Source organism: Streptomyces sp. NPDC041122, assembly GCF_055592445.1.
On the sequence record NZ_JBVIYQ010000005.1, the window covers coordinates 91,077 to 112,626 of the forward strand.

General features: G+C 69.4%; 23 protein-coding genes. 7 read left to right on the forward strand and 16 right to left on the reverse strand.

The window, feature by feature from the left end:
- The first annotated feature begins 65 nt into the window (after positions 1 to 65).
- Genes ACZ6B8_RS19260 through ACZ6B8_RS19270 form a run of 3 tightly spaced genes read left to right on the forward strand, consistent with a single transcriptional unit; the run spans position 66 to position 2,231 of the window.
- On the forward strand, positions 66 to 848 hold the full coding sequence (locus ACZ6B8_RS19260) for an ABC transporter ATP-binding protein (protein WP_471079653.1): 783 nt from the start codon (positions 66 to 68) through the stop codon (positions 846 to 848).
- Positions 849 to 874: 26 nt separating this feature from the next.
- A complete protein-coding gene (locus ACZ6B8_RS19265) occupies positions 875 to 1,630 on the forward strand; it encodes an ABC transporter permease (protein WP_471079650.1) in 756 nt (251 codons plus the stop codon).
- A 13-nt stretch (positions 1,631 to 1,643) separates the two neighbouring features.
- Positions 1,644 to 2,231: a cob(I)yrinic acid a,c-diamide adenosyltransferase gene (locus tag ACZ6B8_RS19270; protein ID WP_471079647.1), complete on the forward strand. Its 588-nt coding sequence runs from the start codon at positions 1,644 to 1,646 to the stop codon at positions 2,229 to 2,231.
- Here the strand turns inward: ACZ6B8_RS19270 and ACZ6B8_RS19275 are convergent.
- Complete coding sequence (locus tag ACZ6B8_RS19275; RefSeq protein ID WP_471079644.1) at positions 2,228 to 2,812, reverse strand: hypothetical protein; 585 nt, start codon at positions 2,810 to 2,812, stop codon at positions 2,228 to 2,230. The two genes, ACZ6B8_RS19270 and ACZ6B8_RS19275, sit on opposite strands and share 4 nt — an antisense overlap.
- A gap of 153 nt (positions 2,813 to 2,965) precedes the next feature.
- On the opposite strand from ACZ6B8_RS19275, the gene ACZ6B8_RS19280 reads away from it, so the two are divergent.
- The 3 genes from ACZ6B8_RS19280 to ACZ6B8_RS19290 all read left to right on the forward strand — a co-directional run bounded on the left by ACZ6B8_RS19280 (position 2,966) and on the right by ACZ6B8_RS19290 (position 6,853).
- Positions 2,966 to 4,156 carry a sensor histidine kinase gene (locus ACZ6B8_RS19280; RefSeq protein ID WP_471607972.1) on the forward strand — a complete coding sequence of 397 codons (1,191 nt, stop codon included), beginning with the start codon at positions 2,966 to 2,968 and terminating at the stop codon, positions 4,154 to 4,156.
- The gene (locus ACZ6B8_RS19285; protein ID WP_471079638.1) at positions 4,153 to 4,803 is read left to right on the forward strand and encodes a response regulator; all 651 of its coding nucleotides are present in this window, start codon (positions 4,153 to 4,155) and stop codon (positions 4,801 to 4,803) included. Before ACZ6B8_RS19280 ends, ACZ6B8_RS19285 begins: the two co-directional genes overlap by 4 nt.
- Positions 4,804 to 4,984: 181 nt before the next feature.
- The gene (locus ACZ6B8_RS19290; protein ID WP_471079635.1) at positions 4,985 to 6,853 is read left to right on the forward strand and encodes a glycosyl hydrolase family 18 protein; all 1,869 of its coding nucleotides are present in this window, start codon (positions 4,985 to 4,987) and stop codon (positions 6,851 to 6,853) included.
- A 132-nt stretch (positions 6,854 to 6,985) separates the two neighbouring features.
- Here the strand turns inward: ACZ6B8_RS19290 and ACZ6B8_RS19295 are convergent, their stop codons facing one another.
- The 11 genes from ACZ6B8_RS19295 to ACZ6B8_RS19345 all read right to left on the reverse strand — a co-directional run bounded on the left by ACZ6B8_RS19295 (position 6,986) and on the right by ACZ6B8_RS19345 (position 17,014).
- Positions 6,986 to 7,435, reverse strand: coding sequence for a DUF2550 domain-containing protein (locus ACZ6B8_RS19295; protein ID WP_471079632.1), 450 nt, complete (start codon positions 7,433 to 7,435; stop codon positions 6,986 to 6,988).
- A gap of 146 nt (positions 7,436 to 7,581) precedes the next feature.
- Positions 7,582 to 7,953, reverse strand: a complete 372-nt coding sequence (locus tag ACZ6B8_RS19300) for a F0F1 ATP synthase subunit epsilon (RefSeq protein ID WP_355802780.1) — start codon at positions 7,951 to 7,953, stop codon at positions 7,582 to 7,584.
- A gap of 131 nt (positions 7,954 to 8,084) precedes the next feature.
- The gene (gene atpD, locus ACZ6B8_RS19305) at positions 8,085 to 9,527 is read right to left on the reverse strand and encodes a F0F1 ATP synthase subunit beta (protein ID WP_471079628.1); all 1,443 of its coding nucleotides are present in this window, start codon (positions 9,525 to 9,527) and stop codon (positions 8,085 to 8,087) included.
- Entirely contained in the window at positions 9,527 to 10,444 is a 918-nt protein-coding gene (locus ACZ6B8_RS19310) for a F0F1 ATP synthase subunit gamma (protein ID WP_471079625.1), read from the reverse strand. The genes atpD and ACZ6B8_RS19310 overlap by 1 nt, the downstream gene beginning before the upstream one ends.
- 21 nt (positions 10,445 to 10,465) lie before the next feature.
- On the reverse strand, positions 10,466 to 12,055 hold the full coding sequence (atpA, locus tag ACZ6B8_RS19315; protein WP_471079622.1) for a F0F1 ATP synthase subunit alpha: 1,590 nt from the start codon (positions 12,053 to 12,055) through the stop codon (positions 10,466 to 10,468).
- Positions 12,056 to 12,166: 111 nt separating this feature from the next.
- Complete coding sequence (locus tag ACZ6B8_RS19320) at positions 12,167 to 12,991, reverse strand: F0F1 ATP synthase subunit delta (protein WP_471607973.1); 825 nt, start codon at positions 12,989 to 12,991, stop codon at positions 12,167 to 12,169.
- A complete protein-coding gene (locus tag ACZ6B8_RS19325) occupies positions 12,988 to 13,542 on the reverse strand; it encodes a F0F1 ATP synthase subunit B (RefSeq protein ID WP_469249699.1) in 555 nt (184 codons plus the stop codon). Before ACZ6B8_RS19325 ends, ACZ6B8_RS19320 begins: the two co-directional genes overlap by 4 nt.
- Before the next feature lie 41 nt (positions 13,543 to 13,583).
- On the reverse strand, positions 13,584 to 13,829 hold the full coding sequence (gene atpE / locus ACZ6B8_RS19330) for an ATP synthase F0 subunit C (protein WP_016643250.1): 246 nt from the start codon (positions 13,827 to 13,829) through the stop codon (positions 13,584 to 13,586).
- Between the two features lie 72 nt (positions 13,830 to 13,901).
- Positions 13,902 to 14,672 carry a F0F1 ATP synthase subunit A gene (gene atpB / locus ACZ6B8_RS19335; RefSeq protein WP_469250278.1) on the reverse strand — a complete coding sequence of 257 codons (771 nt, stop codon included), beginning with the start codon at positions 14,670 to 14,672 and terminating at the stop codon, positions 13,902 to 13,904.
- A gap of 276 nt (positions 14,673 to 14,948) precedes the next feature.
- A complete protein-coding gene (locus ACZ6B8_RS19340; RefSeq protein WP_471607974.1) occupies positions 14,949 to 15,398 on the reverse strand; it encodes a hypothetical protein in 450 nt (149 codons plus the stop codon).
- Positions 15,399 to 15,685: 287 nt separating this feature from the next.
- Positions 15,686 to 17,014 (reverse strand): MraY family glycosyltransferase, encoded by a 1,329-nt coding sequence (locus ACZ6B8_RS19345; protein ID WP_471079613.1) that lies wholly within the window; start codon positions 17,012 to 17,014, stop codon positions 15,686 to 15,688.
- 502 nt (positions 17,015 to 17,516) lie between these two features.
- Here ACZ6B8_RS19345 and ACZ6B8_RS19350 point away from each other — a divergent pair.
- Positions 17,517 to 17,912, forward strand: a complete 396-nt coding sequence (locus tag ACZ6B8_RS19350) for a hypothetical protein (RefSeq protein ID WP_471607975.1) — start codon at positions 17,517 to 17,519, stop codon at positions 17,910 to 17,912.
- Positions 17,913 to 18,003: 91 nt separating this feature from the next.
- On the opposite strand, the gene ACZ6B8_RS19355 is transcribed toward ACZ6B8_RS19350, so the two are convergent.
- The 4 genes from ACZ6B8_RS19355 to prmC form a co-directional block, all read right to left on the reverse strand.
- On the reverse strand, positions 18,004 to 19,260 hold the full coding sequence (locus ACZ6B8_RS19355) for a serine hydroxymethyltransferase (protein WP_471607976.1): 1,257 nt from the start codon (positions 19,258 to 19,260) through the stop codon (positions 18,004 to 18,006).
- A 76-nt stretch (positions 19,261 to 19,336) separates the two neighbouring features.
- Positions 19,337 to 19,990, reverse strand: a complete 654-nt coding sequence (locus ACZ6B8_RS19360; protein ID WP_471079607.1) for an arsenate reductase/protein-tyrosine-phosphatase family protein — start codon at positions 19,988 to 19,990, stop codon at positions 19,337 to 19,339.
- Positions 19,987 to 20,634, reverse strand: a complete 648-nt coding sequence (locus ACZ6B8_RS19365) for an L-threonylcarbamoyladenylate synthase (RefSeq protein ID WP_355802798.1) — start codon at positions 20,632 to 20,634, stop codon at positions 19,987 to 19,989. Before ACZ6B8_RS19365 ends, ACZ6B8_RS19360 begins: the two co-directional genes overlap by 4 nt.
- Positions 20,635 to 20,683: 49 nt before the next feature.
- Positions 20,684 to 21,529 carry a peptide chain release factor N(5)-glutamine methyltransferase gene (gene prmC / locus ACZ6B8_RS19370; RefSeq protein WP_471079603.1) on the reverse strand — a complete coding sequence of 282 codons (846 nt, stop codon included), beginning with the start codon at positions 21,527 to 21,529 and terminating at the stop codon, positions 20,684 to 20,686.
- Positions 21,530 to 21,550: the final 21 nt, after the last annotated feature.

A 21,550-nucleotide genomic window follows, 5' to 3' on the forward strand; every position in this document is an offset into this window, starting at 1 on the left:
CCCCTTGGGCAACTGAAAACTTGGGGTGATTGCAAAATTTAAGAGACTCTGTTTTTGTGGTCGCCATGGCAATCATCAGCACGGCCGGACTCACCCGGACCTTCCGGACCAAGCGCGGCACCGTCGACGCCGTGCGCGGCATCGACCTGACCGTCACCCCCGGCGAGATCCTCGGCTTCCTCGGACCCAACGGCGCGGGCAAGACGACGACCCTGCGCATGCTGACCACGCTCCTGGCCCCCACCGGCGGCGCCGCCACCGTCGCGGGCCACGACCTGGTCCGCGACCCGGCCGCCGTGCGGCGCGCGATCGGGTACGTGGCCCAGTCCGGCGGCGTCGACCTCAGCGTCTGTGTACGCGAGGAACTCATCACCCAGGGCCGGCTCTACCGCCTGCCGAAGCATCAAGCCATGGCGCGCGCAGCCGAGTTGGCGGCCGACCTCGGCCTCACCGACTACCTCGACCGCGCGTGCGCGACCCTCTCCGGCGGTCAGCGGCGGCGGCTGGACATCGCCATGGGCCTCATGCACCGGCCCGAGGTGCTCTTCCTGGACGAACCGACGACGGGCCTCGACCCGGGCAGCCGGGCCGACCTGTGGGCGCTGGTGCGGCGGCTGCGCGACGACCACGGCACCACCGTCGTCCTGACCACCCACTACCTCGACGAGGCCGACGCGCTCTGCGACCGCCTGGTGATCATCGACAAGGGCGTGGTGGTCGCCGAGGGCATGCCGAGCGCGCTCAAGCTGCGGTACGGCGGGTCCATCGACGCCTCGCTCCAGGACACGTTCCTGGCCGTCACCGGCCGCGACCTCGCCCCCAAGGACGCGGCGCCGGCCGCCGTCTGAACCCTCACACACCCGGGACCCCACCTATGTCCGCGTTTCTCTCCGACACCGCGCTGATCTTCGGGCGGTACGCCCGCCAGACCCTGCGCTCCCCGTTCCAGATCCTCTTCGGCGTCCTGATGCCGCTGCTGTACCTGCTCTTCTTCGGCCCGCTCCTGACCGGCCTGCCGCTCGGCTCGCGCGGTGACTCCTGGCAGGTGCTCGTGCCGGGGCTGCTGCTCCAGCTCGGCCTGTTCGGCGCCTCGTACAGCGGGTTCGCGCTCATCATCGAAAAGCAGTTCGGCGTGGTGGAGCGGATGCGGGTGACGCCGGTCAGCCGGCTCGCGCTGCTGCTCGGCCGGGTGCTCCGCGACGCCGCGCTCTTCGTCTTCCAGGCGGTGCTGCTCGTCCTCGCGGCCGTGGCGATGGGGCTGCGGGCGCCGCTCGCCGGAGTCCTCGTCGGTTTCGCGTTCGTCGGGGTCCTGACGATCGTCCTCGCGTCCCTCAGCTACGCGCTCGCGATGCTCGTCTCCAAGCCGCACGAGTTCGGTCCCGTCGTCAACGCGGTCAGCATGCCCGCGATGCTGCTCTCCGGCCTGATGCTGCCGATGGCGCTCGCCCCCGGCTGGCTGGACGTCCTCTCGCACTTCATGCCGTTCCGCTACCTGGTGGACGCGGTGCGGGCCGCCTACGTGGGCGAGTACGCGGGCACAGCGATGCTGTACGGCGTCCTGACGGCGGCCGCCCTCACGCTCGGGTCCGTGACGGTGGGCACACGTGTCTTCCGGAAGGCGGGCGCGTAACTAGGCTGACCCCATGGTCAATCTGACGCGCATCTACACCAGGACCGGCGACCAGGGCACCACGGCCCTCGGCGACATGAGCCGCACCGCCAAGACCGATCTGCGGATCGCGGCGTACGCGGACGCCAACGAGGCCAACGCCGCGATCGGCACCGCCATCGCGCTCGGCCGGCTCGACGCGGAGGTCGTCAAGGTCCTGGTCCGGGTGCAGAACGACCTCTTCGACGTGGGCGCCGACCTCTCCACCCCCGTCGTCGAGAACCCGAAGTACCCGCCGCTGCGCGTCGAGCAGTCCTACATCGACAAGCTGGAGGCGGACTGCGACCGCTTCCTGGAGGAGCTGGAGAAGCTCCGCAGCTTCATCCTGCCGGGCGGCACGCCCGGCGCGGCGCTGCTGCACCAGGCGTGCACGGTGGTGCGGCGGGCCGAGCGCTCGACGTGGGCCGCCTTCGAGGTGCACGGTGCGGGTACGGAGGACGGCGGCATGAACCCGCTCACCGCCACCTACCTCAACCGCCTCTCCGACCTGCTCTTCATCCTCGCCCGCACGGCGAACAAGGCGGTCGGCGACGTGCTGTGGGTGCCGGGCGGCGAACGCTAGAGCTTGCTGAGGGAGTCCCCGCGCTCCGGGTCCCGGTCCGCGGGCGGCCCGGCCGGCGCCTTCTTCGGGAAGACCGTGTACGTCGCGGCGATGATCAGGTTGATCCCGATCACCCACACCATCCGCTGCTGCCAGCCGCGCAGCGAGCCGGTGTCGCCGTCCGCGCCCACGTACCAGACCGCGCCCTGCAGCAGTGCCATGGCGATCAGCGAGGCCAGGACCCAGCGGGCGGCGATCTTCCACTCGTGCGCCGTGCGCGCGGCGCCGTACTTCGGGGTGCTCGGGGGCGGACCGCCCGCGAACCGGTGGGCGACCCGGACGTCCACCCACTTGATCGTGTAATGGCCGAGCGCCACGGAGTAGCCGATGTAGACCGCGGCCAGACCGTGCTTCCAGTCCGGCTCCGCGCCGTTCTTCAGGTCGATCGCGGTGACCACGAACAGCAGCACTTCCAGGAGCGGCTCGCACAGCAGCACCGCGACGCTCGTCCGCGGCATCTTCGCCCCGTAGCGCAGGGCGAGCCCCGCCGCCAGCAGCACCCAGAAGCCGACCTCACAGATGACGATCAACGTGACGATCACGACGCTCTCCTCTCGTTCACCCCTCCAGACTTCCGTCGGACCGGCTCCCGATCATCGTCGTCAGTGACGAAACGGCACTGCATCCTTCGATGTAGCGGTCGGTTCCACCCTCAGGACCAGGCACGGCACCACCCCACCGTGTTGGATGGGGACATGGCCCCGACCCTCCCCCGTCCGCAGCGCGTCGACGTGCGGATCGCCGTGGCCAGCCTGCTGTGCGGGCTCGCGCTGTGGGCGCTCGGACTCCAGTCGCAGAGCGACCGGCCGCTGGACGTCCACTGGGCGCTGGTGCCGCTCTTCGTCCTGGCCGGGCTCGAACTGCTGCGCAGCAGCCGACCGCGGTTCGCCCTCGTCGTCGCCACCCTCGCGCTGGTGGCCGACCAGTTCACGGCGGGCAACCTCGCGTCGATCCTGATGTTCACGGACATCATGTACGCGGCCGTCGTCTACGGGACCCCGGCCGCCGCCCGCCGCATCCCGATCATCACGGGCCTCGTCACCGTGGCCCTGACCATCGCCTTCCTCGCCTGGTGGCAGAACCCGCAGGCGGTCCTGCTCGGCGTGGCGACCGCGATCGTGGGCTTCACCCCCGCCGCCACCGGCGTGCTGGTGCGCAACCACCGCGAGGCGACGGCCGCGGCCAAGCTGCGGGCCGAACAGACCGCGCTGCTCGCCGAGATGGACCGCGTGCAGGCCGTCTCCGCCGAGCGCGCGCGGATGGCCCGCGAACTGCACGACATGGTCGCGAACCACCTCTCCGCCATCGCCATCCACTCCACGGCCGCGCTCTCCCTCGACGACCCGGCGACGAGCAGGGACGCGCTCGCCGTCATCCGCGAGAACAGCGTCGAGGGGCTCGCCGAGATGCGCCGCCTCATCGGCATCCTGCGCGACCAGAGCGGCGACCTGGAACCGGCGGCCGCGCCCACCCTCGACGGCCTGGCCGCCCTGCTCGACGGTTTCCGCACCAACGGCCTCGACGTGGCGCTCGACGACGCCCGCACCCCCGCGGGCCCGAAGCTGCCCGCGCCGGTGGAGCTCGCGGCCTACCGGATCGTGCAGGAATCCCTGACGAACGCGCTCAAGCACGCCTCGCCCGGCCGGGTCACCGTCGCCCTGGAGCAGCGGCCCCGCGCCCTGACGATCCGGGTGAGCAGCCCGTACGGTGATCGGTCCGGGCCCCGCGCGCCGGGCTCGGGAGCCGGGCTCGTCGGCATGCGCGAGCGCACCGAACTCCTCGGCGGCACCTTCGAGTCGGGCCCCGAGAGCAGCCCCGACGGCAAGGCCTGGAACGTCTTCGCGACCCTGCCCGTCGACCCCGCCGATGAAGGAGCCAAGGAATGATCCGGGTGTTGGTCGCCGAAGACCAGTCGGCCGTGCGCGCCGGGCTGGTGCTGATCCTGCGCAGCGCCCCCGACATCGAGGTCGTCGGCGAGGCCGCGGACGGCGAGGAGGCCGTCGCGCTCGCCCGCGACCTCCGCCCCGACCTGGTCCTGATGGACATTCAGATGCCGCGCCTGGACGGCGTGTCGGCGACCCGGCAGGTCGTCGCCGAGGGACTCGCGGACGTCCTGGTCCTGACCACCTTCGACCTCGACGCGTACGTGTTCGGGGCGCTGCGCGCGGGCGCCGCCGGCTTCCTGCTGAAGAACACCGAGGCGAAGGACCTCCTGGAGGCCGTCCGCACGGTCGCACGCGGCGAGGGGCTCATCGCGCCGGCCGTCACCCGCCGGCTGATCGCCGAGTTCGGCGCCCCGTCGAGGGCCGTACGCGACGGGAACGCGCCGGACCCGGCCGTCCTGGACAGCCTCACCCGGCGCGAGCGCGAGGTGCTCTCCTGCATCGGCGAGGGCCTGTCGAACGCGGAGATCGCCGCCCGGCTCACCATGGCGGAGGCGACGGTGAAGACGCACGTCAGCCGGATGCTCGGCAAGCTGGAACTGCGCAGCCGGGTACAAGCCGCCGTACTGGCGCAGGAGTTGGGGGTCTGACCGCCGCGGCCGAGGTTTGGACCGGCGCGAACCGGCCAATGGTTCAGACCTCTTGACCGATGGTCCAGACCTTTCTATTCTCGCCGCACTGCGGTGAGCACTCCCCCACGTGTTCCACGTGCTCACGGGCGGCGCAGGGTCCCAACCCCTCAGACCCCCGGAACTCACCCGAGGAGCACTCGTGCGCTTCACTCACAGCACCGCACGCCCGAGAGTCAGATCCAGACACCGAGCCGTGGCGGCACTCACCACACTGCTGCTGCCGCTCGCCACCCTGGTCGCCCTCGGCGGATCCGCCGAAGCCGCCCCGGACGCCGCGCCCGCGGCCACCGCCACGTACGCCAAGACCCAGGACTGGGGCGGCGGCTTCGAGGGCAAGTGGACGATTCGGAACACCGGCACCACCACGATCAGCTCCTGGAACGTCGCCTGGGACTTCCCCTCCGACACCAAGGTGACCTCCGCCTGGGACGCCACCGTCACCAACTCCGGCACCCGCTGGACCGCCAAGAACCTCGGCTGGAACGGGACGCTCGCCCCCGGCGCCTCGGTCTCCTTCGGGTTCAACGGCAGCGGCCCCGGCGCCCCCGCCAAGTGCGAGCTGAACGGCGCGAGCTGCGACGGCGGCAGCGTCCCCGGCGACAACCCGCCGAGCGCGCCCGGCACCCCGACCGCGTCCGGCGTCACCGACACCTCGGTCAAGCTCGACTGGAAGGCCGCCACCGACGACAAGGGCGTCAAGAACTACGACGTCCTGCGCGACGGCGCCAAGGTCGCCACGGTCACCGGCACCTCGTACGGCGACACCGGCCTGACCGCGGGCACCGACTACTCGTACACCGTCCAGGCCCGTGACACCGCCGACCAGACGGGTCCCGCGAGCGGCGCCGTCAAGGTCCGCACCACGGGCGGCGGCGGCCCCGACCCCCAGCCCGGCGACAAGGTCAAGCTCGGCTACTTCACCGAGTGGGGCGTCTACCAGCGCAACTACCACGCGAAGAACATCGTGACCTCCGGCTCGGCGGCGAAGATCACGCACATCAACTACAGCTTCGGCAACGTCCAGGGCGGCAAGTGCACCATGGGCGACTCCTACGCCGCGATCGACAAGGCCTACACCGCCGACCAGAGCGTCGACGGCGTCGCCGACACCTGGGACCAGCCGCTGCGCGGCAACTTCAACCAGCTGCGCAAGCTCAAGGCGAAGTACCCGAACGTCAAGATCCTGTGGTCCTTCGGCGGCTGGACCTGGTCCGGCGGCTTCACCGACGCCATGAAGAACCCGGCGGCCTTCGCCAAGTCCTGTCACGACCTGGTCGAGGACCCGCGCTGGGCCGACGTCTTCGACGGCATCGACCTGGACTGGGAGTACCCGAACGCCTGCGGTCTGTCCTGCGACACCAGCGGCCCGGCCGTCTTCAAGAACATGATGCAGGCCTTCCGCTCCGAGTTCGGCTCGAAGAGCCTGGTCACCGCCGCGATCTCCGCGGACGGCTCGGACGGCGGCAAGCTCGACGCCGCGGACTACGGCGGCGCCTCGCAGTACGCCGACTGGTACAACGTGATGACGTACGACTTCTTCGGCGCGTGGGACGCCAAGGGCCCGACGGCCCCGCACTCCCCGCTCACGTCCTACCCGGGCATCCCGAAGGAGGGCTTCAACTCCGCCGCCGCCATCGCCAAGCTGAAGGCCAAGGGCGTGCCCTCGGCGAAGCTGCTGCTCGGCATCGGCTTCTACGGCCGCGGCTGGACGGGCGTCACCCAGAAGGAGCCGGGCGGCACGGCCACGGGCGCGGCGCCCGGCACGTACGAGGCGGGCATCGAGGACTACAAGGTCCTCAAGAACTCCTGCCCCTCCAACGGCACGGTCGCCGGCACGGCGTACGCGCACTGCGGCAGCAACTGGTGGTCGTACGACACCCCGGCGACGGTCGGCGCGAAGATGACGTGGGCCAAGCAGCAGGGGCTCGGCGGCGCGTTCTTCTGGGAGTTCAGCGGTGATACGGCCAACGGGGAGCTGGTGTCCGCCATCAACGACGGTCTGAAGTAGCCTTCGGCGCCGTCCCACGAACGAAGCCGGGAAGACAGGATCGCCCCCTGTCTTCCCGGCTTCTCGTGTACCGCGACTGCGGGTCGTGTGTGGCTGGTCGCGCAGTTCCCGGCGCCCCTGGGGAGACTGCGGCTAGGCCACGTTCACCCGCTGGCCCGGCGGTGCCGCCTCCAGCCAGGCCAGGAAACCCGTCAGCGCGTCCTCGCTCATCGCCAGTTCCAGGCGGGAGCCGCGGTGCAGGCAGCCGAGGACGATCGCGTCGGAGAGCAGGGCCAGCTCCTCCTCGCCGTCCGGCGCGCGCCGGTCCACGACCTCGATGGCCGAGCGCTCCAGGACCCGGCGGGGCCGCGGCGCGTACGAGAAGACGCGGAACCACTCGACCCGGTCGCCGTTGTAGCGGGCCACCCCGTACCCCCAGCCCTTGCCGGAGGTGTCGCCCTTCTCCGGGGCGTTCCAGCGCAGGCTGCAGTCGAAGGTGCCGCCGGAGCGCTGGATCAGCCGGCGCCGCAGTCCGAAGACGAAGAGCCCCACCAACACCAGCACGATCAAAGCAAGTCCGCACACGAGCAGAGTGAGGATCATCGGCACCGACCTCCTCGCCTCTACCGTCGGCCCACGGGCCGACAACGGACCAATACATTGCACCCGCATTGCCTCAGCCGCGACCCGGTCCGGAATGTTCCCGGACCTGGCCGCGGCTGAGTCACGTTACGCCGCGCGCGCTGGTCTCAGCGCGTCGCCGCACGCAGTCGGACGTCGGCACGCCGCTCGGCGGAGGCGTCGGCCTCCGACTTCGCGCGCTCCAGCGCCCGCTCCGCGCGCTGGACGTCGATCTCGTCGGACAGCTCCGCGATCTCGGCCAGCAGCGACAGCTTGTCGTCCGCGAAGGAGATGAATCCTCCGTGGACGGCGGCGACGACCGTGCCACCGTCACTCGTACGGATGGTCACCGGGCCCGATTCCAGCACACCGAGCAGCGGCTGGTGACCGGGCATGACGCCGATGTCGCCGGACGTGGTGCGCGCGACGACCAGGGTGGCCTCACCGGACCAGACACTGCGGTCCGCTGCGACCAGCTCGACATGCAGCTCAGCAGCCAAGGGTGGCTCCTCGGGTCACCACCCGGCGGCTTCGCCGGGTGTTGGGTCAAATTCTAGTGGGCGTACGGAGAGGGGCGGGACACGGCCCCCGCGCGGGGTGCCCCCGCCCCTCTCCGGATCGAGCTGTGAGCTCAGGAGACGCCGAGCTCCTTGGCGTTCTTCTTGAGGTCCTCGAGACCACCGCACATGAAGAAGGCCTGCTCGGGGAAGTGGTCGTACTCGCCGTCGCAGATCGCGTTGAACGCCGCGATCGACTCCTCGAGGGACACGTCCGAGCCGTCCACACCGGTGAACTGCTTGGCGGCGTGGGTGTTCTGCGACAGGAAGCGCTCCACGCGACGGGCACGGGCGACGACGAGCTTGTCCTCTTCGCTGAGCTCGTCGATACCGAGGATCGCGATGATGTCCTGGAGGTCCTTGTACTTCTGGAGGATCCCCTTGACGCGCATGGCGCAGTTGTAGTGGTCCTGCGCGATGTAGCGCGGGTCCAGGATGCGGGACGTGGAGTCCAGCGGGTCCACGGCCGGGTAGATGCCCTTCTCCGAGATCGGACGGGAGAGCACCGTCGTCGCGTCGAGGTGGGCGAACGTGGTGGCCGGGGCCGGGTCGGTCAGGTCGTCCGCGGGGACGTAGATCGCCTGCATCGAGGTGATCGAGTGACCACGGGTCGAGGTGATGCGCTCCTGGAGGAGACCCATCTCGTCGGCCAGGTTCGGCTGGTAGCCCACCGCGGAGGGCATGCGGCCGAGCAGGGTCGAGACCTCGGAACCGGCCTGGGTGAAGCGGAAGATGTTGTCGATGAAGAACAGCACGTCCTGCTTCTGCACATCGCGGAAGTACTCCGCCATGGTCAGACCGGCCAGGGCGACGCGCAGACGCGTGCCCGGCGGCTCGTCCATCTGGCCGAAGACCAGCGCGGTCTTGTCCAGAACGCCGGCTTCCTCCATCTCGACCATGAGGTCGTTGCCCTCACGGGTGCGCTCGCCGACACCGGCGAAGACGGAGACACCGTCGTGCAGCTTGGCCACACGGACGATCATTTCCTGGATCAGCACGGTCTTGCCGACACCGGCACCACCGAACAGACCGATCTTTCCACCCTTGACGTACGGGGTGAGGAGGTCGACGACCTTCAGGCCGGTCTCGAACATCTCGGTCTTGGACTCGAGCTGGTCGAAGGCCGGGGCCTTGCGGTGGATCGTCCAGCGCTCGGCGTCGGCGACCGTGGACGGGTCGTCGTTCAGGACCTCGCCGAGGGTGTTGAACACCCGGCCCTTGGTCACGTCGCCGACCGGCACCGAGATGCCCTTGCCGGTGTCGGTGACGGGCGCCTGGCGGACCAGGCCGTCGGTCGGCTGCATCGAGATCGCGCGGACCACGCCGTCACCCAGGTGCTGGGCGACCTCGAGGGTCAGCGTCTTCTTCGCGCCCGGCGTGGCCGGGTCGTCGACCTGGACGTGCAGCGCGTTGTAGATCTCCGGCATCGCGTCGACGGGGAACTCCACGTCGACGACCGGGCCGATGACCCGGGCGACGCGGCCCGTGGCAACGGCCGTCTCAACAGTGGTCGTCATTACTTGTCACTCCCCGCGGTCGCGTCGGCCAGGGCTGCTGTGCCGCCGACGATCTCGCTGATTTCCTGGGTGATTTCGGCCTGGCGGGCCGCGTTGGCAAGCCGGGAGAGGCTGTTGATCAGATCCCCGGCGTTGTCGGTCGCCGACTTCATCGCGCGGCGCGTGGCGGCGTGCTTGGAGGCAGCCGACTGGAGCATCGCGTTGTAGATACGGCTCTCGACGTACCGCGGCAGCAGGGCGTCGAGGACGTCCTCCGCCGACGGCTCGAAGTCGTAGAGCGGAAGGAGCTCGCCCTTGGTGGGGGACTCCTCCGCGACCTCTTCGAGGCTGAGCGGCAGCAGCCGGCCGTCGATGGCCGTCTGCGTCATCATCGAGATGAACTCGGTGTAGACGATGTGGAGTTCGTCCACGCCGCCCTCAGCCGTCTCCTTCTCGATCGCCTCGATCAGCGGCACCGCGACCTTCTTGGCATCCGCGTACGTGGGCTCGTCGGTGAAGCCCGACCACGACTCCACGACCTTGCGCTCGCGGAAGTTGTAGTGGGCCAGACCACGGCGGCCGACGATGTACGTGTCGACCTCCTTGCCCTCGGCCTCGAGACGCTCGGTGAGCTGCTCCGCGGCCTTGATGGCGTTGGAGTTGAAGGCGCCGGCCAGTCCGCGGTCGCTCGTGAGGAGCAGAACCGCGGAACGGGTCGCCGTCTCCGCCTCGGTCGTCAGCGGGTGCTTCGTGTTCGAACCAGTGCCGACCGCCGTGACCGCGCGGGTGAGCTCGGTCGCGTACGGCGTGGAGGCCGCCACCTTGCGCTGCGCCTTGACGACGCGCGAGGCGGCGATCATCTCCATCGCCTTCGTGATCTTCTTGGTCGCGGTGACGGATCGGATGCGACGCTTGTAGACCCGGAGCTGGGCTCCCATGAGTCAGGTCCCTTCCTTACGTCACTTGGCGGCGGCCGGAGCGTCCTCGCCGAGAAGCTTCCCGTCCGAGGTCTCGAACTGCTTCTTGAACTCCGCGATGGCGTCGCCGACGGCCTGCAGGGTGTCGTCCGACATCTTGCCGCCCTCCTTGATGGAGGTCATGAGGCCCTGCTCCTTGCGGTGCAGGTACTCAAGGAGCTCGCGCTCGAAGCGGCGGATGTCGCCCACGGGCACCTCGTCCATGCGGCCCGTCGTACCGGCCCACACGGAGACGACCTGGTCCTCGGTCGCCATCGGCTCGTACTGCGGCTGCTTGAGCAGCTCGACCATGCGCTGGCCGCGCTCCAGCTGCGCCTTCGACGCGGCGTCCAGGTCGGAACCGAAGGCGGCGAACGCCTCCAGCTCACGGAACTGGGCGAGGTCCACGCGGAGGCGGCCGGAGACCTGCTTCATCGCCTTGTGCTGCGCGGAACCACCGACTCGGGAGACGGAGATACCGACGTTCAGCGCGGGGCGCTGACCGGCGTTGAAGAGGTCCGACTCCAGGAAGCACTGGCCGTCGGTGATGGAGATGACGTTGGTCGGAATGAACGCCGACACGTCGTTCGCCTTGGTCTCGACGATCGGCAGACCGGTCATCGAGCCCTTGCCCAGCTCGTCCGAGAGCTTCGCGCAGCGCTCGAGCAGACGCGAGTGCAGGTAGAAGACGTCACCCGGGTAGGCCTCGCGCCCCGGCGGGCGGCGGAGCAGCAGGGACACGGCGCGGTAGGCGTCGGCCTGCTTGGAGAGGTCGTCGAAGATGATGAGGACGTGCTTGCCCTCGTACATCCACTGCTGGCCGATGGCCGAACCGGTGTACGGCGCCAGGTACTTGAAGCCGGCCGGGTCGGACGCCGGGGCGGCGACGATGGTCGTGTACTCCAGGGCGCCGGCCTCTTCGAGGGCACCGCGCACGGAGGCGATGGTGGAGCCCTTCTGACCGATGGCGACGTAGATGCAGCGCACCTGCTTGTTCACGTCGCCCGAGCGCCAGTTGTCGCGCTGGTTGATGATCGTGTCGACGGCCAGGGCGGTCTTGCCGGTCTGGCGGTCACCGATGATCAGCTGACGCTGGCCACGGCCGATCGGGGTCATCGCGTCGACGGCCTTGTAGCCGGTCTCCATCGGCTCGTGCACCGACTTGCGCTGCATGACCGTGGGGGCCTGCAGCTCGAGGGCGCGACGTCCGCTGGTCTCGATCTCGCCGAGGCCGTCGATCGGGGTGCCGAGCGGGTCGACGACGCGGCCGAGGTAACCCTCGCCCACGGCGACGGAGAGCACCTCACCGGTGCGCTGCACCGGCTGGCCCTCCTCGATACCGCTGAACTCGCCGAGGACGACGGCGCCGATCTCGCGCTCTTCCAGGTTCAGCGCGAGGCCGAGGGTGCCGTCCTCGAACTTCAGCAGCTCGTTCGCCATCGCCGAGGGCAGGCCCTCGACCTTGGCAATACCGTCGCCGGCGACGGTGACCGTACCGACCTCCTCGCGCGAGGCCGCGTCCGGCTTGTACGCCTGGACAAAGTTCTCCAGCGCGTCCCGGATCTCCTCCGGCCGGATCGTGAGCTCCGCCATCTGGGTTCCCTGCTCTCCTTGTTGGGCCCGAAGTTTTCTTGGGGGGTCTGGGGTCAGCCCCCAGGAATCCTCTGCACGGCCCAACTAGGGCCGTAGGTCGTGCTTGTTGTCTTAACTGCCGGCCACGCGGCGACCGGCTTCCGCGATGCGGTCCGCGACGCTGCCGTTGATGACCTCGTCACCCACCTGGACCGTGATCCCGCCGAGGACCTCGGGGTCCACGTCGAGGTTGAGGTGCATCGGACGTCCGTACACCTTGGCCAGGACGGCGCCGAGACGCTCCTTCTGCCGGTCCGAGAGCGGAACGGCGGAAGTGACGACGGCGACCATGCGGTTGCGGCGGTCCGCGGCAAGCTTGGAGAGGGACTCGAGTCCCTCTTCCAGGCTACGTCCACGCGGCACGGTCACCAGGCGCTCGATCAGCCGCTCCGTGACGTCCTCGGCGCGGCCGCCGAGCAGGCTGCGCAGCAGCTCGCTCTTGGCCGAACCGGTCGCGGCGCGGTCGGTCAGCGCGGCCCGCAGCTCCGTGCTGGAGGAGACGATCCGGCCGAACCGGAACAGCTCGTCCTCGACGTTGTCCAGCGCGCCCGTCTTCTGCGCGCCGGTCAGGTCGGCGAGGTTGGCGAGCTCCTCGAGGGCGTCCACCAGGTCACGCGACTGCGACCAGCGCGAGCGCACCATGCCGGCCACCAGGTCGCCGGTCTCGCCGCCCACCTGCCCGGACAGCAGACGTCCCGCAAGCTCGGCCTTGGCCTCGCCGGACTGCGCCGGGTCGGTCAGGACCCGACGCAGCGAGACCTCGCGGGCGAACAGGGCCGTGACGGCCGCCAGCTCGTCCGCGAGCCGCTTGGCGTCGACCGAGGTGCTGTCCGTCAGCGCGTCGAGGCGCTCACGCGCGGCGGCCAGGGCCTCGCGGCTCGCTCCGTGCGCTGTCATCGAGCAGCCTCGGCCTTCTCCTCGAGCTCGTCGAGGAAGCGGTCGATCGTGCGGCTCTGCCGGGCGTGGTCCTCGAGGGACTCGCCGACGAGCTTGCCGGCCAGGTCGGTGGCCAGCTGGCCGACGTCCTGGCGCAGCGCCTGCGCGGCGGCCTTGCGGTCGGCCTCGATCTGGGCGTGCCCGGCGGCGACGATCTCCTCGCGCTGACGCTGGCCCTCGGCCCGCATCTCGGCGATGAGCTGGGCGCCCTGCTCCTGCGCCTCCTGGCGCAGACGCGCGGCCTCGTGCCGGGCCTCGGCGAGCTGAGCCTTGTACTGCTCAAGAACGCTCTGGGCCTCGGTCTGCGCGGCCTCGGCCTTCTCGATACCGCCTTCGATCGCCTCCCGGCGCTCGTCCAGAACCTTGTTGATGTTCGGGAGGAGCTTCTTCCAGAAGAAGAAGAAGACGATGGCGAAGGCGATGGCGCCGACGAGCAGCTCGGGGCCGGGCGGAATGAGCGGGTTCTGCTCCTCCGCGTGCTCGGCCGCCTGCTGTACCAGGTTGGCGATCACATCATTGCCTTTCGTCGAACGGGACTAATCGTCTCGGGCGATCAGGAGCCGTAGACGAACGGCATGACGATGCCGATGAGGGCGAGCGCCTCACAGAAGGCGAAGCCGAGGATCTGGTTGGCACGGATCAGGCCGGCAGCTTCGGGCTGACGAGCGAGGGCCTCGGTGCCCTTACCGAAGACAATGCCGACACCGATGCCGGGGCCGATGGCCGCGAGGCCGTAGCCGATGGAGCCGAGGGCCTTGATGTCACCCTGGAGGGCGGCGAGCTCGAGAGTCGCGGACATGCCGTTACTTCCTTCTCTTTCATGGACCGGTGGGGGTTGGCCACCGGGCGCTTAGGGGGTGGTGGGAGGGCGTCAGTGGTTCTCGGCGAGAGCGCCCTGGATGTACGAGCAGGCGAGGAGCACGAAGACGTACGCCTGGACGGCCTGCACGAAAAGCTCGAAGACGATCATGGCCATGGTCATCACGAAGGAGACACCGGCGGCCGGGATCAGCCAGCTGTTCAGCAGGTACCAGGAGGCGACGGTGAACATCACCAGCATCAGGTGACCGGCGAACATGTTGGCGAAGAGTCGCACCGCGTGCGTGAAGGGACGCACCAGCAGGTTCGAGAAGAACTCGATGAACGACACGAGCCACTTGATCGGGCCGAGCGAGTTGTCGAAGCCCGTGATGTTCTTCCAACCGCCCACGAAGCCGTGCTTCTTGAAGGTGAGCGGGACCCACACCAGGTAGACGACTGCCGCGAGCACCGCGGGGTAGGCGATGATCGACGAGACCGGGAACTGGGTCAGCGGGATCACGGACCAGATGTTCATGATCCAGATGAAGAAGAACAGCGAGACCATGAGCGGGACGTACTTCTCGCCGTCCTTCTTGCCCATCGTCTCGTAGACGATCCCGCGTCGGACGAAGTCGTAGCCGGCCTCACCCATCATCTGCACCTTGCCCGGGACCATCTTGGCCTTGCCGAACGCGATGTAGAAGAACGTGACTACGACGAGGGTGGTCAACAGGGCGAGCAGCATCACCTTGTTGAGCTCGATCCCACCGACGGTGGCGAACGGCTTGAAGAGGAACGAGTGCAGGCCCGGAGCCGGGAAGCCACAGCCGTTGTCGGACATGATCCGACAGCTCCAGTCAAAGGCGAGCTCAGTTTGGTCAGCACTCACCGCGGGCTCCTTCGGCGTGACGCATAGGTACGGCAACCTCGTTGTCGTGTCGGCGCGGCGCGCAGCCGCGGGTCGGCACCGGACTGGTGTTTCGGAAGTGTGAGCGGCATTCAGGCATCGAGCCTCGCGATTGTGCAGGCGTCAGCTCAGATGCCCGCGCCCGCAGTGCCGCAGTTGGCACCGGACGATAGCAGCATCTCGAACGGGCATTTATCCCGCCCCTACCCCTCACGTCGAAGACCCCGACTTCTCCGGCTTGTCCCTATTGACGGACTCACTACCGGAGTCGGGTTCCACGTAAAGGATCTTGGCTTTCATGTGCGCCCGGGCTTGAGCGGCCATCCACGCGACGGTCGCTGCCACAAGTGCCGCAGCGAAAGCCCTCGGATTGAAGAGGGTGGTGTCCTTGAACAAGCCCATGAAGAGGAGCAGCAACAGTAGTTGGGCGACGTAGAGCATCATGCCCATCGCCTGAAAAAGCTGCGGAAGCGATTTTGCCGTCCGCTGCAGGACGAACATCCCGAGCCCCATGAACGCGATCACGACCAGGGTGCCGACGACGGCCCCGATGGCTCCCTTGCCGCCGGCGACCACGCCACTGACCACGGCGATGATCGCGCCGACGGCAGCTGTGGGCACAGCAGACTGGAGGAGAGTTCGGGTGTCTTGAGACGGCATGGCGGCGCTCCGCTTACTGATGGGGGCAGGGTGTCGTCATGGACGAGCGTAGACCCGGGTCGAGAGGGTCCCTCGGGCCAATCGACCGTCGCACTACGGTCCTTCGGCTCTATCCCGGGATCTCGTGAACCGTATCACAAACTATTTGATGAGGTCTTTACCTGCTCGGTGTGCTGACTGTCACACATGAGAGGTAATCCGCGCGTCTGTGCATCGGGGACGGCAAGTTGTCTGGTAATGGGGCGATTTCGGGTCAGGCGTCAACGTGAGGCACCCGCTTCCCGCGCCTATTCGATGCGAGAACGGTTGCCGACCGCGGTCGCTCCGTTGACGCCCGCGGTGACCGGAGTCTTTCGCTCCGAGTCACGCGCGTCGTGTTCCTCCCCCACCGTCTCATCCGTCGCGTCGGCCTCGTGCGCCGCCCCGTGCACGTCCTGTGCGGCCGCCCTGCGACGCCGGTAGCGCGGCGGCACGAAGGCCTCGGCCCAGCGCGGGGTGCGCGGCGTGAAGCGCGGCAGCAGGAGCAGGACGAGACCGAGCGCGCTGAGCGCGACGATGAGCAGCAGGATCCACATGCTCGTCGAGTGCACCGAGTACGCGACGGTGCCGAAGGCGATGAGCGCCGACCAGAAGTACATGATCAGCACCGCGCGGCTGTGCGAGTGGCCGATCTGCAGGAGCCGGTGGTGGAGGTGGCCGCGGTCGGCGGCGAACGGCGACTTGCCGTTCCAGGTGCGCCGGACGATCGCGAGGACCAGGTCGGCGAAGGGGATCGCGATGATCGTGAGCGGCATCAGGAGCGGGATGAAGACCGGAAGCATCGCGTGCGTGGCGTCGCGGCCGCCGCCGAAGTTCAGCTTCATCGCGGCCGGGTCGACCTGGCCGGTGACGGAGATGGCGCCCGCCGCGAGGACGAGGCCGATCAGCATCGAGCCGGAGTCGCCCATGAAGATCCGGGCGGGGTGCATGTTGTGCGGCAGGAAGCCCAGGCACATGCCCATGAGGATGGCGGCGAAGAGGGTGGCGGGGGCCGCGGCCTCGATCCCGTAGCCGTACCAGATGCGGTAGGCGTACATGAAGGACGCCGCGGAGGCGATGCAGACCATGCCCGCCGCGAGGCCGTCGAGGCCGTCGACGAAGTTGACGGCGTTGATGGTGATGACGACGAGCGCCACCGTCAGGAGCGTGCCCTGGCCGGAGGTGAGCGAGACCGTGCCGACGCCGGGGACCGGGATCCACAGGATCGTCAGGCCCTGCATGACCATGACGCCCGCGGCGATCATCTGGCCGCCGAGCTTGATCAGGGCGTCGATCTCGAACTTGTCGTCGAGGACACCGATGAGCCAGATCAGCGCCGCCCCGGAGAGCAGCGCACGCGGTTCGTTGGAGTTCTCGAAGACCGTGTTCAGGTTCGGCAGGTGGTCCGCGACCAGCAGGCCCGCGCAGAGCCCGAAGAACATCGCGATGCCCCCGAGCCGGGGCGTGGGCTCCCGGTGCACGTCACGAGCGCGGATCTCCGGCATGGCGCCGGCCACGATCGCGAACTTCCGCACCGGGCCGGTCAGCAGGTAGGTCACCGCGGCCGTGATGCAGAGCGTCAGGAGGTATTCACGCACGGGCTTCCCCACAGGTCTCGCTGGCCATCTCGGCTCACAGCCTAGCCTCGTGAGCCTTGCGGTCGTGTCGCCTCACATTCTCGCCATGCCTCGCCTTCACCAGAAGACGAGGGGCCGAGCGACCTCGGCCGCTGGACCCCGACGCCTCCGTCGTGGGCGTGCCCTCGAGGCATCGCCGGCCCGGGGCCGGTCGGGGCGCCACGCCCGACGACCGGTGAGATGTCGCCAAGGTTCCCGCGGCGCCGCCGGCGCAGCAAGCGGACGGCCCCACTTCACAAGTACCGGACCTGCCTCTTCTTGATCGACCCTGATGGCGTTGATCGTCAAGCGGTAACCCCGCAAGGATCATTCAAGACATTGAACATAAGGTTCTCCTTTCAAGCAGCCTTAATTCGTTGAGTGTTTCCTCTTGAGCGCGATAGAAAGAAAACGCAAACGGGGGCAGGAGCAATGTGGAACTAATTGCCCGACGCCTTCTCTTTTCCTCTGACCAAGGAGAAAAATGCGCAAGGCCATTGGCATCGCTGCAGCCGCAGCGATGATTGCAGGAACTGTGGGACTCGCAGCCCCGGCGACAGCCGATGACGCGGACGCCCCTAGCCGCGCCGTCTCCGTGACGGTGCAGGACTCCAACATTTCCGCCGTCGGGGCCGATGCTCAGCGGCTGAGGTGTGGTGGGACCATCAAGCGGCTCCACGACGGCCCGGGGCCGTGGGGCAACAAGCGCTGGAACATCTACTACAAGAACTGCGGCAGCCGCACGGTGAAGCGGAAGGTGGACATCAAATTCGCGGCTGACCTCTCCTGCAAGAAGGTCAAGCCGCACAAGACGGTCAAGTGGTATCACGAGACGGGCCACTTCGGCCCGGACACCCCTCGCAAGGTGAAGGGTTGCTGAGGTTCGACGCGAAATAGGGCGAGGCCGGCCTGGATTCATTACAGGCCGGCCCGTCTTTTTCTGCGCGGGTGCGAGAATTACTGAAGAGGCCTCACTGCGGGTACGGCGGAAATCTTCCCACCAGTTCGCGTACCTCTTCTCGCACGTTCGCGTTCTCGTGCACCGCCGCGAGCAGCAGGCCCGCCACCCGGGTCAGCTCCGTGGCGGTCATGCCCTGGGTCGTGACGGCCGCGGTGCCCAGGCGCAGGCCCCGTTCCCGGGGCTCGCCGTGCGGCAGGGCGCAGGTGTCCAGGACGATGCCGGCCGCGGCGAGCCTGCCGCGGGCCGTGTGCGCGTCCACGCCGAGGGGCGTCGGGTCGGCCAGGATCAGATGCGTGTCCGTGCCGCCGGTGGTGATCGCGAAGCCGCCCGCGGCCAGCTCCTCGGCCAGGATCCGCGCGTTCGCGACCACCTGATGGGCGTACGCCGTGAAGGCCGGTGTCGCCGCCTCGCCGAACGCCACCGCCTTCGCCGCGATCGTGTGCATCTGGGCGCCGCCCTGGGTGAACGGGAAGACCGCGCGGTCGATCCGCTCCGCGAGGTCCGCGCCGCACAGCAGCAGGCCGCCGCGCGGGCCGCGCAGGACCTTGTGGGTGGTGGCGCAGACGACGTCGGCGTGCGGCACGGGGCTGGGCGCCGCTCCCCCGGCGATCAGGCCCATGGCGTGCGCGGCGTCGGCGATGAGGTACGCGCCCACGTCGTCGGCGATCTCCCGGAAGGCCGCGTAGTCGATGTGCCGCGGGTAGGAGATCGAGCCGCACACCAGGGCCTTGGGGCGATGGGCGCGGGCCAGGGCATGCACCTGGTCGTAGTCGATGAGGCCGCTCTCGGGGTCCACGCCGTACCCGACGAAGTCGAACCACCGGCCGGAGAAGTTCGCGGGCGAGCCGTGCGTGAGGTGGCCGCCGTAGGGCAGCCCCAGCGCCAGGACGGTGTCGCCGGGCCGCAGCAGCGCGGCGTACGCGGCGAGCACGGCGGAGGACCCGGAGTGCGCCTGCACGTTGGCGTGTTCGGCGCCGAACAGGGCCTTGGCGCGGTCGACGGCGATCCGCTCGGCGGCGTCGACCAGCTCGCAGCCGCCGTGGTGCCGGGCGCCCGGGTAGCCCTCGGCGTACTTGTTGGCGAGCGGCGAGCCGAGCGCGGTGAGGACCGCGGTCGAGGTGAAGTTCTCGGCGGCGATCAGCTGCAGCGCGTCGGACTGCCGGGCGACCTCACCGATGAGGACCTCGGCGAGCTCGGGGTCCTGCCGGCGCAGCGCGTCGAGATCCGTGTACGCCGCGGGGGCGGGGGGTGCGGTGCTGACCGTCATCGTGGGCTCCGGGCCTCGCAGGGGTGACCTCAGATCCAATGTAGGCCTGCGTGGGCGGGCGCGCGCGGGGCCGCGGCTACCGGTGTGCGCCCACCCCGGTCAGTGCCGTCACCACCGGGTCGAGGGCCTGGTTGATCTCGTCGCCCACCGACCGGAAGAACGGCAGCGGGGCGCCGTAGGGGTCGTACACCTCGTCGGCCTCCACGCTCGGCGCGAGCAGCCAGCCGCGCAGCGCCGCGGCGGCCCGCACCAGGGCGCGGGCGCGCTCCACCACGCCGTTGCCGTCCGGCTCCGGCAGCGTCGTCGGGTCTATGGCCCGCACCAGACGGGTGAACTCCTTGAGCGTGAACGTGCGCAGGCCCGCCGAGTGCCCCATGGAGATGACCTGCGCGCGGTGGTCGCGGGTCGCCGTCAGGACCAGGTCGGCGCGGATGACGTGGTCGTCGAGGAGCTCGCGGCCCATGAAACCGGTGGCGTCCGCGCCGAAGTCGGCGAGGACCTGCTCGGCGTTGGTCTCCATCGGGGCGCCCTCGTGGCCCCAGGTGCCCGCGCTCTCCACGATCAGACCGCCGGTGAGCGGGTCGCCGAGGCGGTCGGCGAGGGCATGCCGGGTCAGCCGCTCGGTGATCGGCGAGCGGCAGACGTTGCCGGTGCTGACGTGGAGGATGCGGAAGGACCCCGCGGATCCCGGGAAGCCCGCTATGCCACGCCCCGTCTCAGGGGCTGTCAATTCGCCACCTCGAGGTCGGGTACCACCTTGCGCAGCTCGTCCGCGTCGAGCGCGCCCGCGCGGAGCAGCACCGGCACCTTGCCGGTCACGTCGACGATCGACGACGGGACGATGCCGGGGGTGCGGCCGCCGTCCAGGTAGACGGAGACGGAGTCGCCGAGCATCTCCTGCGCGGCGTCGCAGTCCTCGGGGGCGGGGTGGCCGGTGAGGTTGGCGGAGGAGACGGCCATCGGGCCGACCTCGGTGAGCAGCTCGATGGCGACGGGGTGCAGCGGCATCCGGATGGCGACCGTGCCGCGGGTGTCGCCGAGGTCCCACTGCAGGGACGGCTGCTGCTTGGCGACGAGGGTCAGGGCGCCGGGCCAGAAGGCGTCGACCAGCTCCCAGGCCATCTCGGAGAAGTCGGTGACCAGGCCGTGCAGCGTGTTCGGCGAGCCGATCAGGACGGGGGTGGGCATGTTGCGGCCGCGACCCTTGGCGTCCAGCAGGTCGGCGCAGGCCTCCGGGGTGAAGGCGTCGGCGCCGATGCCGTAGACGGTGTCGGTGGGCAGCACGACCAGCTCGCCACGGCGGACGGCGGACGCGGCCTCGCGCAGACCGGTCGTACGGTCGGTCGCGTCGTTGGTGTCGTATCGCCGTGCCATTAGTCCGGACTCCTCACTGAAACGTACTGCTGACGTGACGTCTTGGTGCTCACGGCATCGCCCTGCGGGCGGTCGCGAAGCGCGGGCGGTTGTTCAGGTCGGGGTGGTCGGCCGCGTCGGCCCAGCCCCGCTCCTCCGTGAAGATCCACGGGACCTGGCCGCCCTGGGTGTCGGCGTGCTCGATGACGACGACCCCGCCGGGGCGCAGCAGCCGGTGGGCGGTGCGCTCGATGCCGCGGATCAGCTCCAGGCCGTCCTCGCCGGAGAAGAGCGCCAGCTGAGGGTCGTAGTCACGGGCCTCGGGGGCGACGTACTCCCACTCGGTGAGCGGGATGTACGGCGGGTTGGAGATGACGAGGTCGACCTGTCCTTCGAGCTCCGGGAAGGCCTCCCTGGCGTCTCCCTGACGCAGCTCGACCCTGGACCCCTCGACGTTCTTCCGCGTCCACTTCAGGGCGTCCTCGGACAGCTCCACGGCGTGCACCCGCGAGCGCGGCACCTCCTGCGCCATGGCGAGCGCGATGGCGCCGGAGCCGGTGCACAGGTCGACGATGAGCGGCTCGACGACGTCCATCGCGCGGACGGCGTCTATGGCCCACCCGACGACGGACTCGGTCTCCGGGCGCGGCACGAAGACACCGGGTCCGACCTGCAGCTCCAGATAGCGGAAGAAGGCCCGCCCGGTGATGTGCTGGAGCGGCTCGCGGGCCTCGCGGCGCGCGATCGTCTCCCAGTAGCGGGCGTCGAAGTCGGAGTTCTTGACGGAGTGCAGCTCGCCCCGCTTCACGCCGTGCACGAAGGCGGCGAGCTCCTCCGCGTCGTTGCGCGGCGAGGGCACGCCGGCGTCGGCCAGCCGCTGGGTGGCCTGGGCCACTTCCGCGAGCAGCAGGTTCACGCTGGTCCTCCGGGGCGGTCG

Coding starts and splice junctions, on each gene's coding strand:
- ACZ6B8_RS19260 (WP_471079653.1), top strand. CDS start 66: ATGGCAATCATCAGCACGGCCGGACTCACCCGGACCTTCCGGACCAAG.
- ACZ6B8_RS19265 (WP_471079650.1), top strand. CDS start 875: ATGTCCGCGTTTCTCTCCGACACCGCGCTGATCTTCGGGCGGTACGCC.
- ACZ6B8_RS19270 (WP_471079647.1), top strand. CDS start 1,644: ATGGTCAATCTGACGCGCATCTACACCAGGACCGGCGACCAGGGCACC.
- ACZ6B8_RS19280 (WP_471607972.1), top strand. CDS start 2,966: ATGGCCCCGACCCTCCCCCGTCCGCAGCGCGTCGACGTGCGGATCGCC.
- ACZ6B8_RS19285 (WP_471079638.1), top strand. CDS start 4,153: ATGATCCGGGTGTTGGTCGCCGAAGACCAGTCGGCCGTGCGCGCCGGG.
- ACZ6B8_RS19295 (WP_471079632.1), bottom strand. CDS start 7,435: ATGATCCTCACTCTGCTCGTGTGCGGACTTGCTTTGATCGTGCTGGTG.
- atpD (WP_471079628.1), bottom strand. CDS start 9,527: ATGACGACCACTGTTGAGACGGCCGTTGCCACGGGCCGCGTCGCCCGG.
- ACZ6B8_RS19310 (WP_471079625.1), bottom strand. CDS start 10,444: ATGGGAGCCCAGCTCCGGGTCTACAAGCGTCGCATCCGATCCGTCACC.
- atpA (WP_471079622.1), bottom strand. CDS start 12,055: ATGGCGGAGCTCACGATCCGGCCGGAGGAGATCCGGGACGCGCTGGAG.
- ACZ6B8_RS19320 (WP_471607973.1), bottom strand. CDS start 12,991: ATGACAGCGCACGGAGCGAGCCGCGAGGCCCTGGCCGCCGCGCGTGAG.
- atpE (WP_016643250.1), bottom strand. CDS start 13,829: ATGTCCGCGACTCTCGAGCTCGCCGCCCTCCAGGGTGACATCAAGGCC.
- atpB (WP_469250278.1), bottom strand. CDS start 14,672: ATGTCCGACAACGGCTGTGGCTTCCCGGCTCCGGGCCTGCACTCGTTC.
- ACZ6B8_RS19340 (WP_471607974.1), bottom strand. CDS start 15,398: ATGCCGTCTCAAGACACCCGAACTCTCCTCCAGTCTGCTGTGCCCACA.
- ACZ6B8_RS19350 (WP_471607975.1), top strand. CDS start 17,517: ATGCGCAAGGCCATTGGCATCGCTGCAGCCGCAGCGATGATTGCAGGA.
- ACZ6B8_RS19355 (WP_471607976.1), bottom strand. CDS start 19,260: ATGACGGTCAGCACCGCACCCCCCGCCCCCGCGGCGTACACGGATCTC.
- ACZ6B8_RS19365 (WP_355802798.1), bottom strand. CDS start 20,634: ATGGCACGGCGATACGACACCAACGACGCGACCGACCGTACGACCGGT.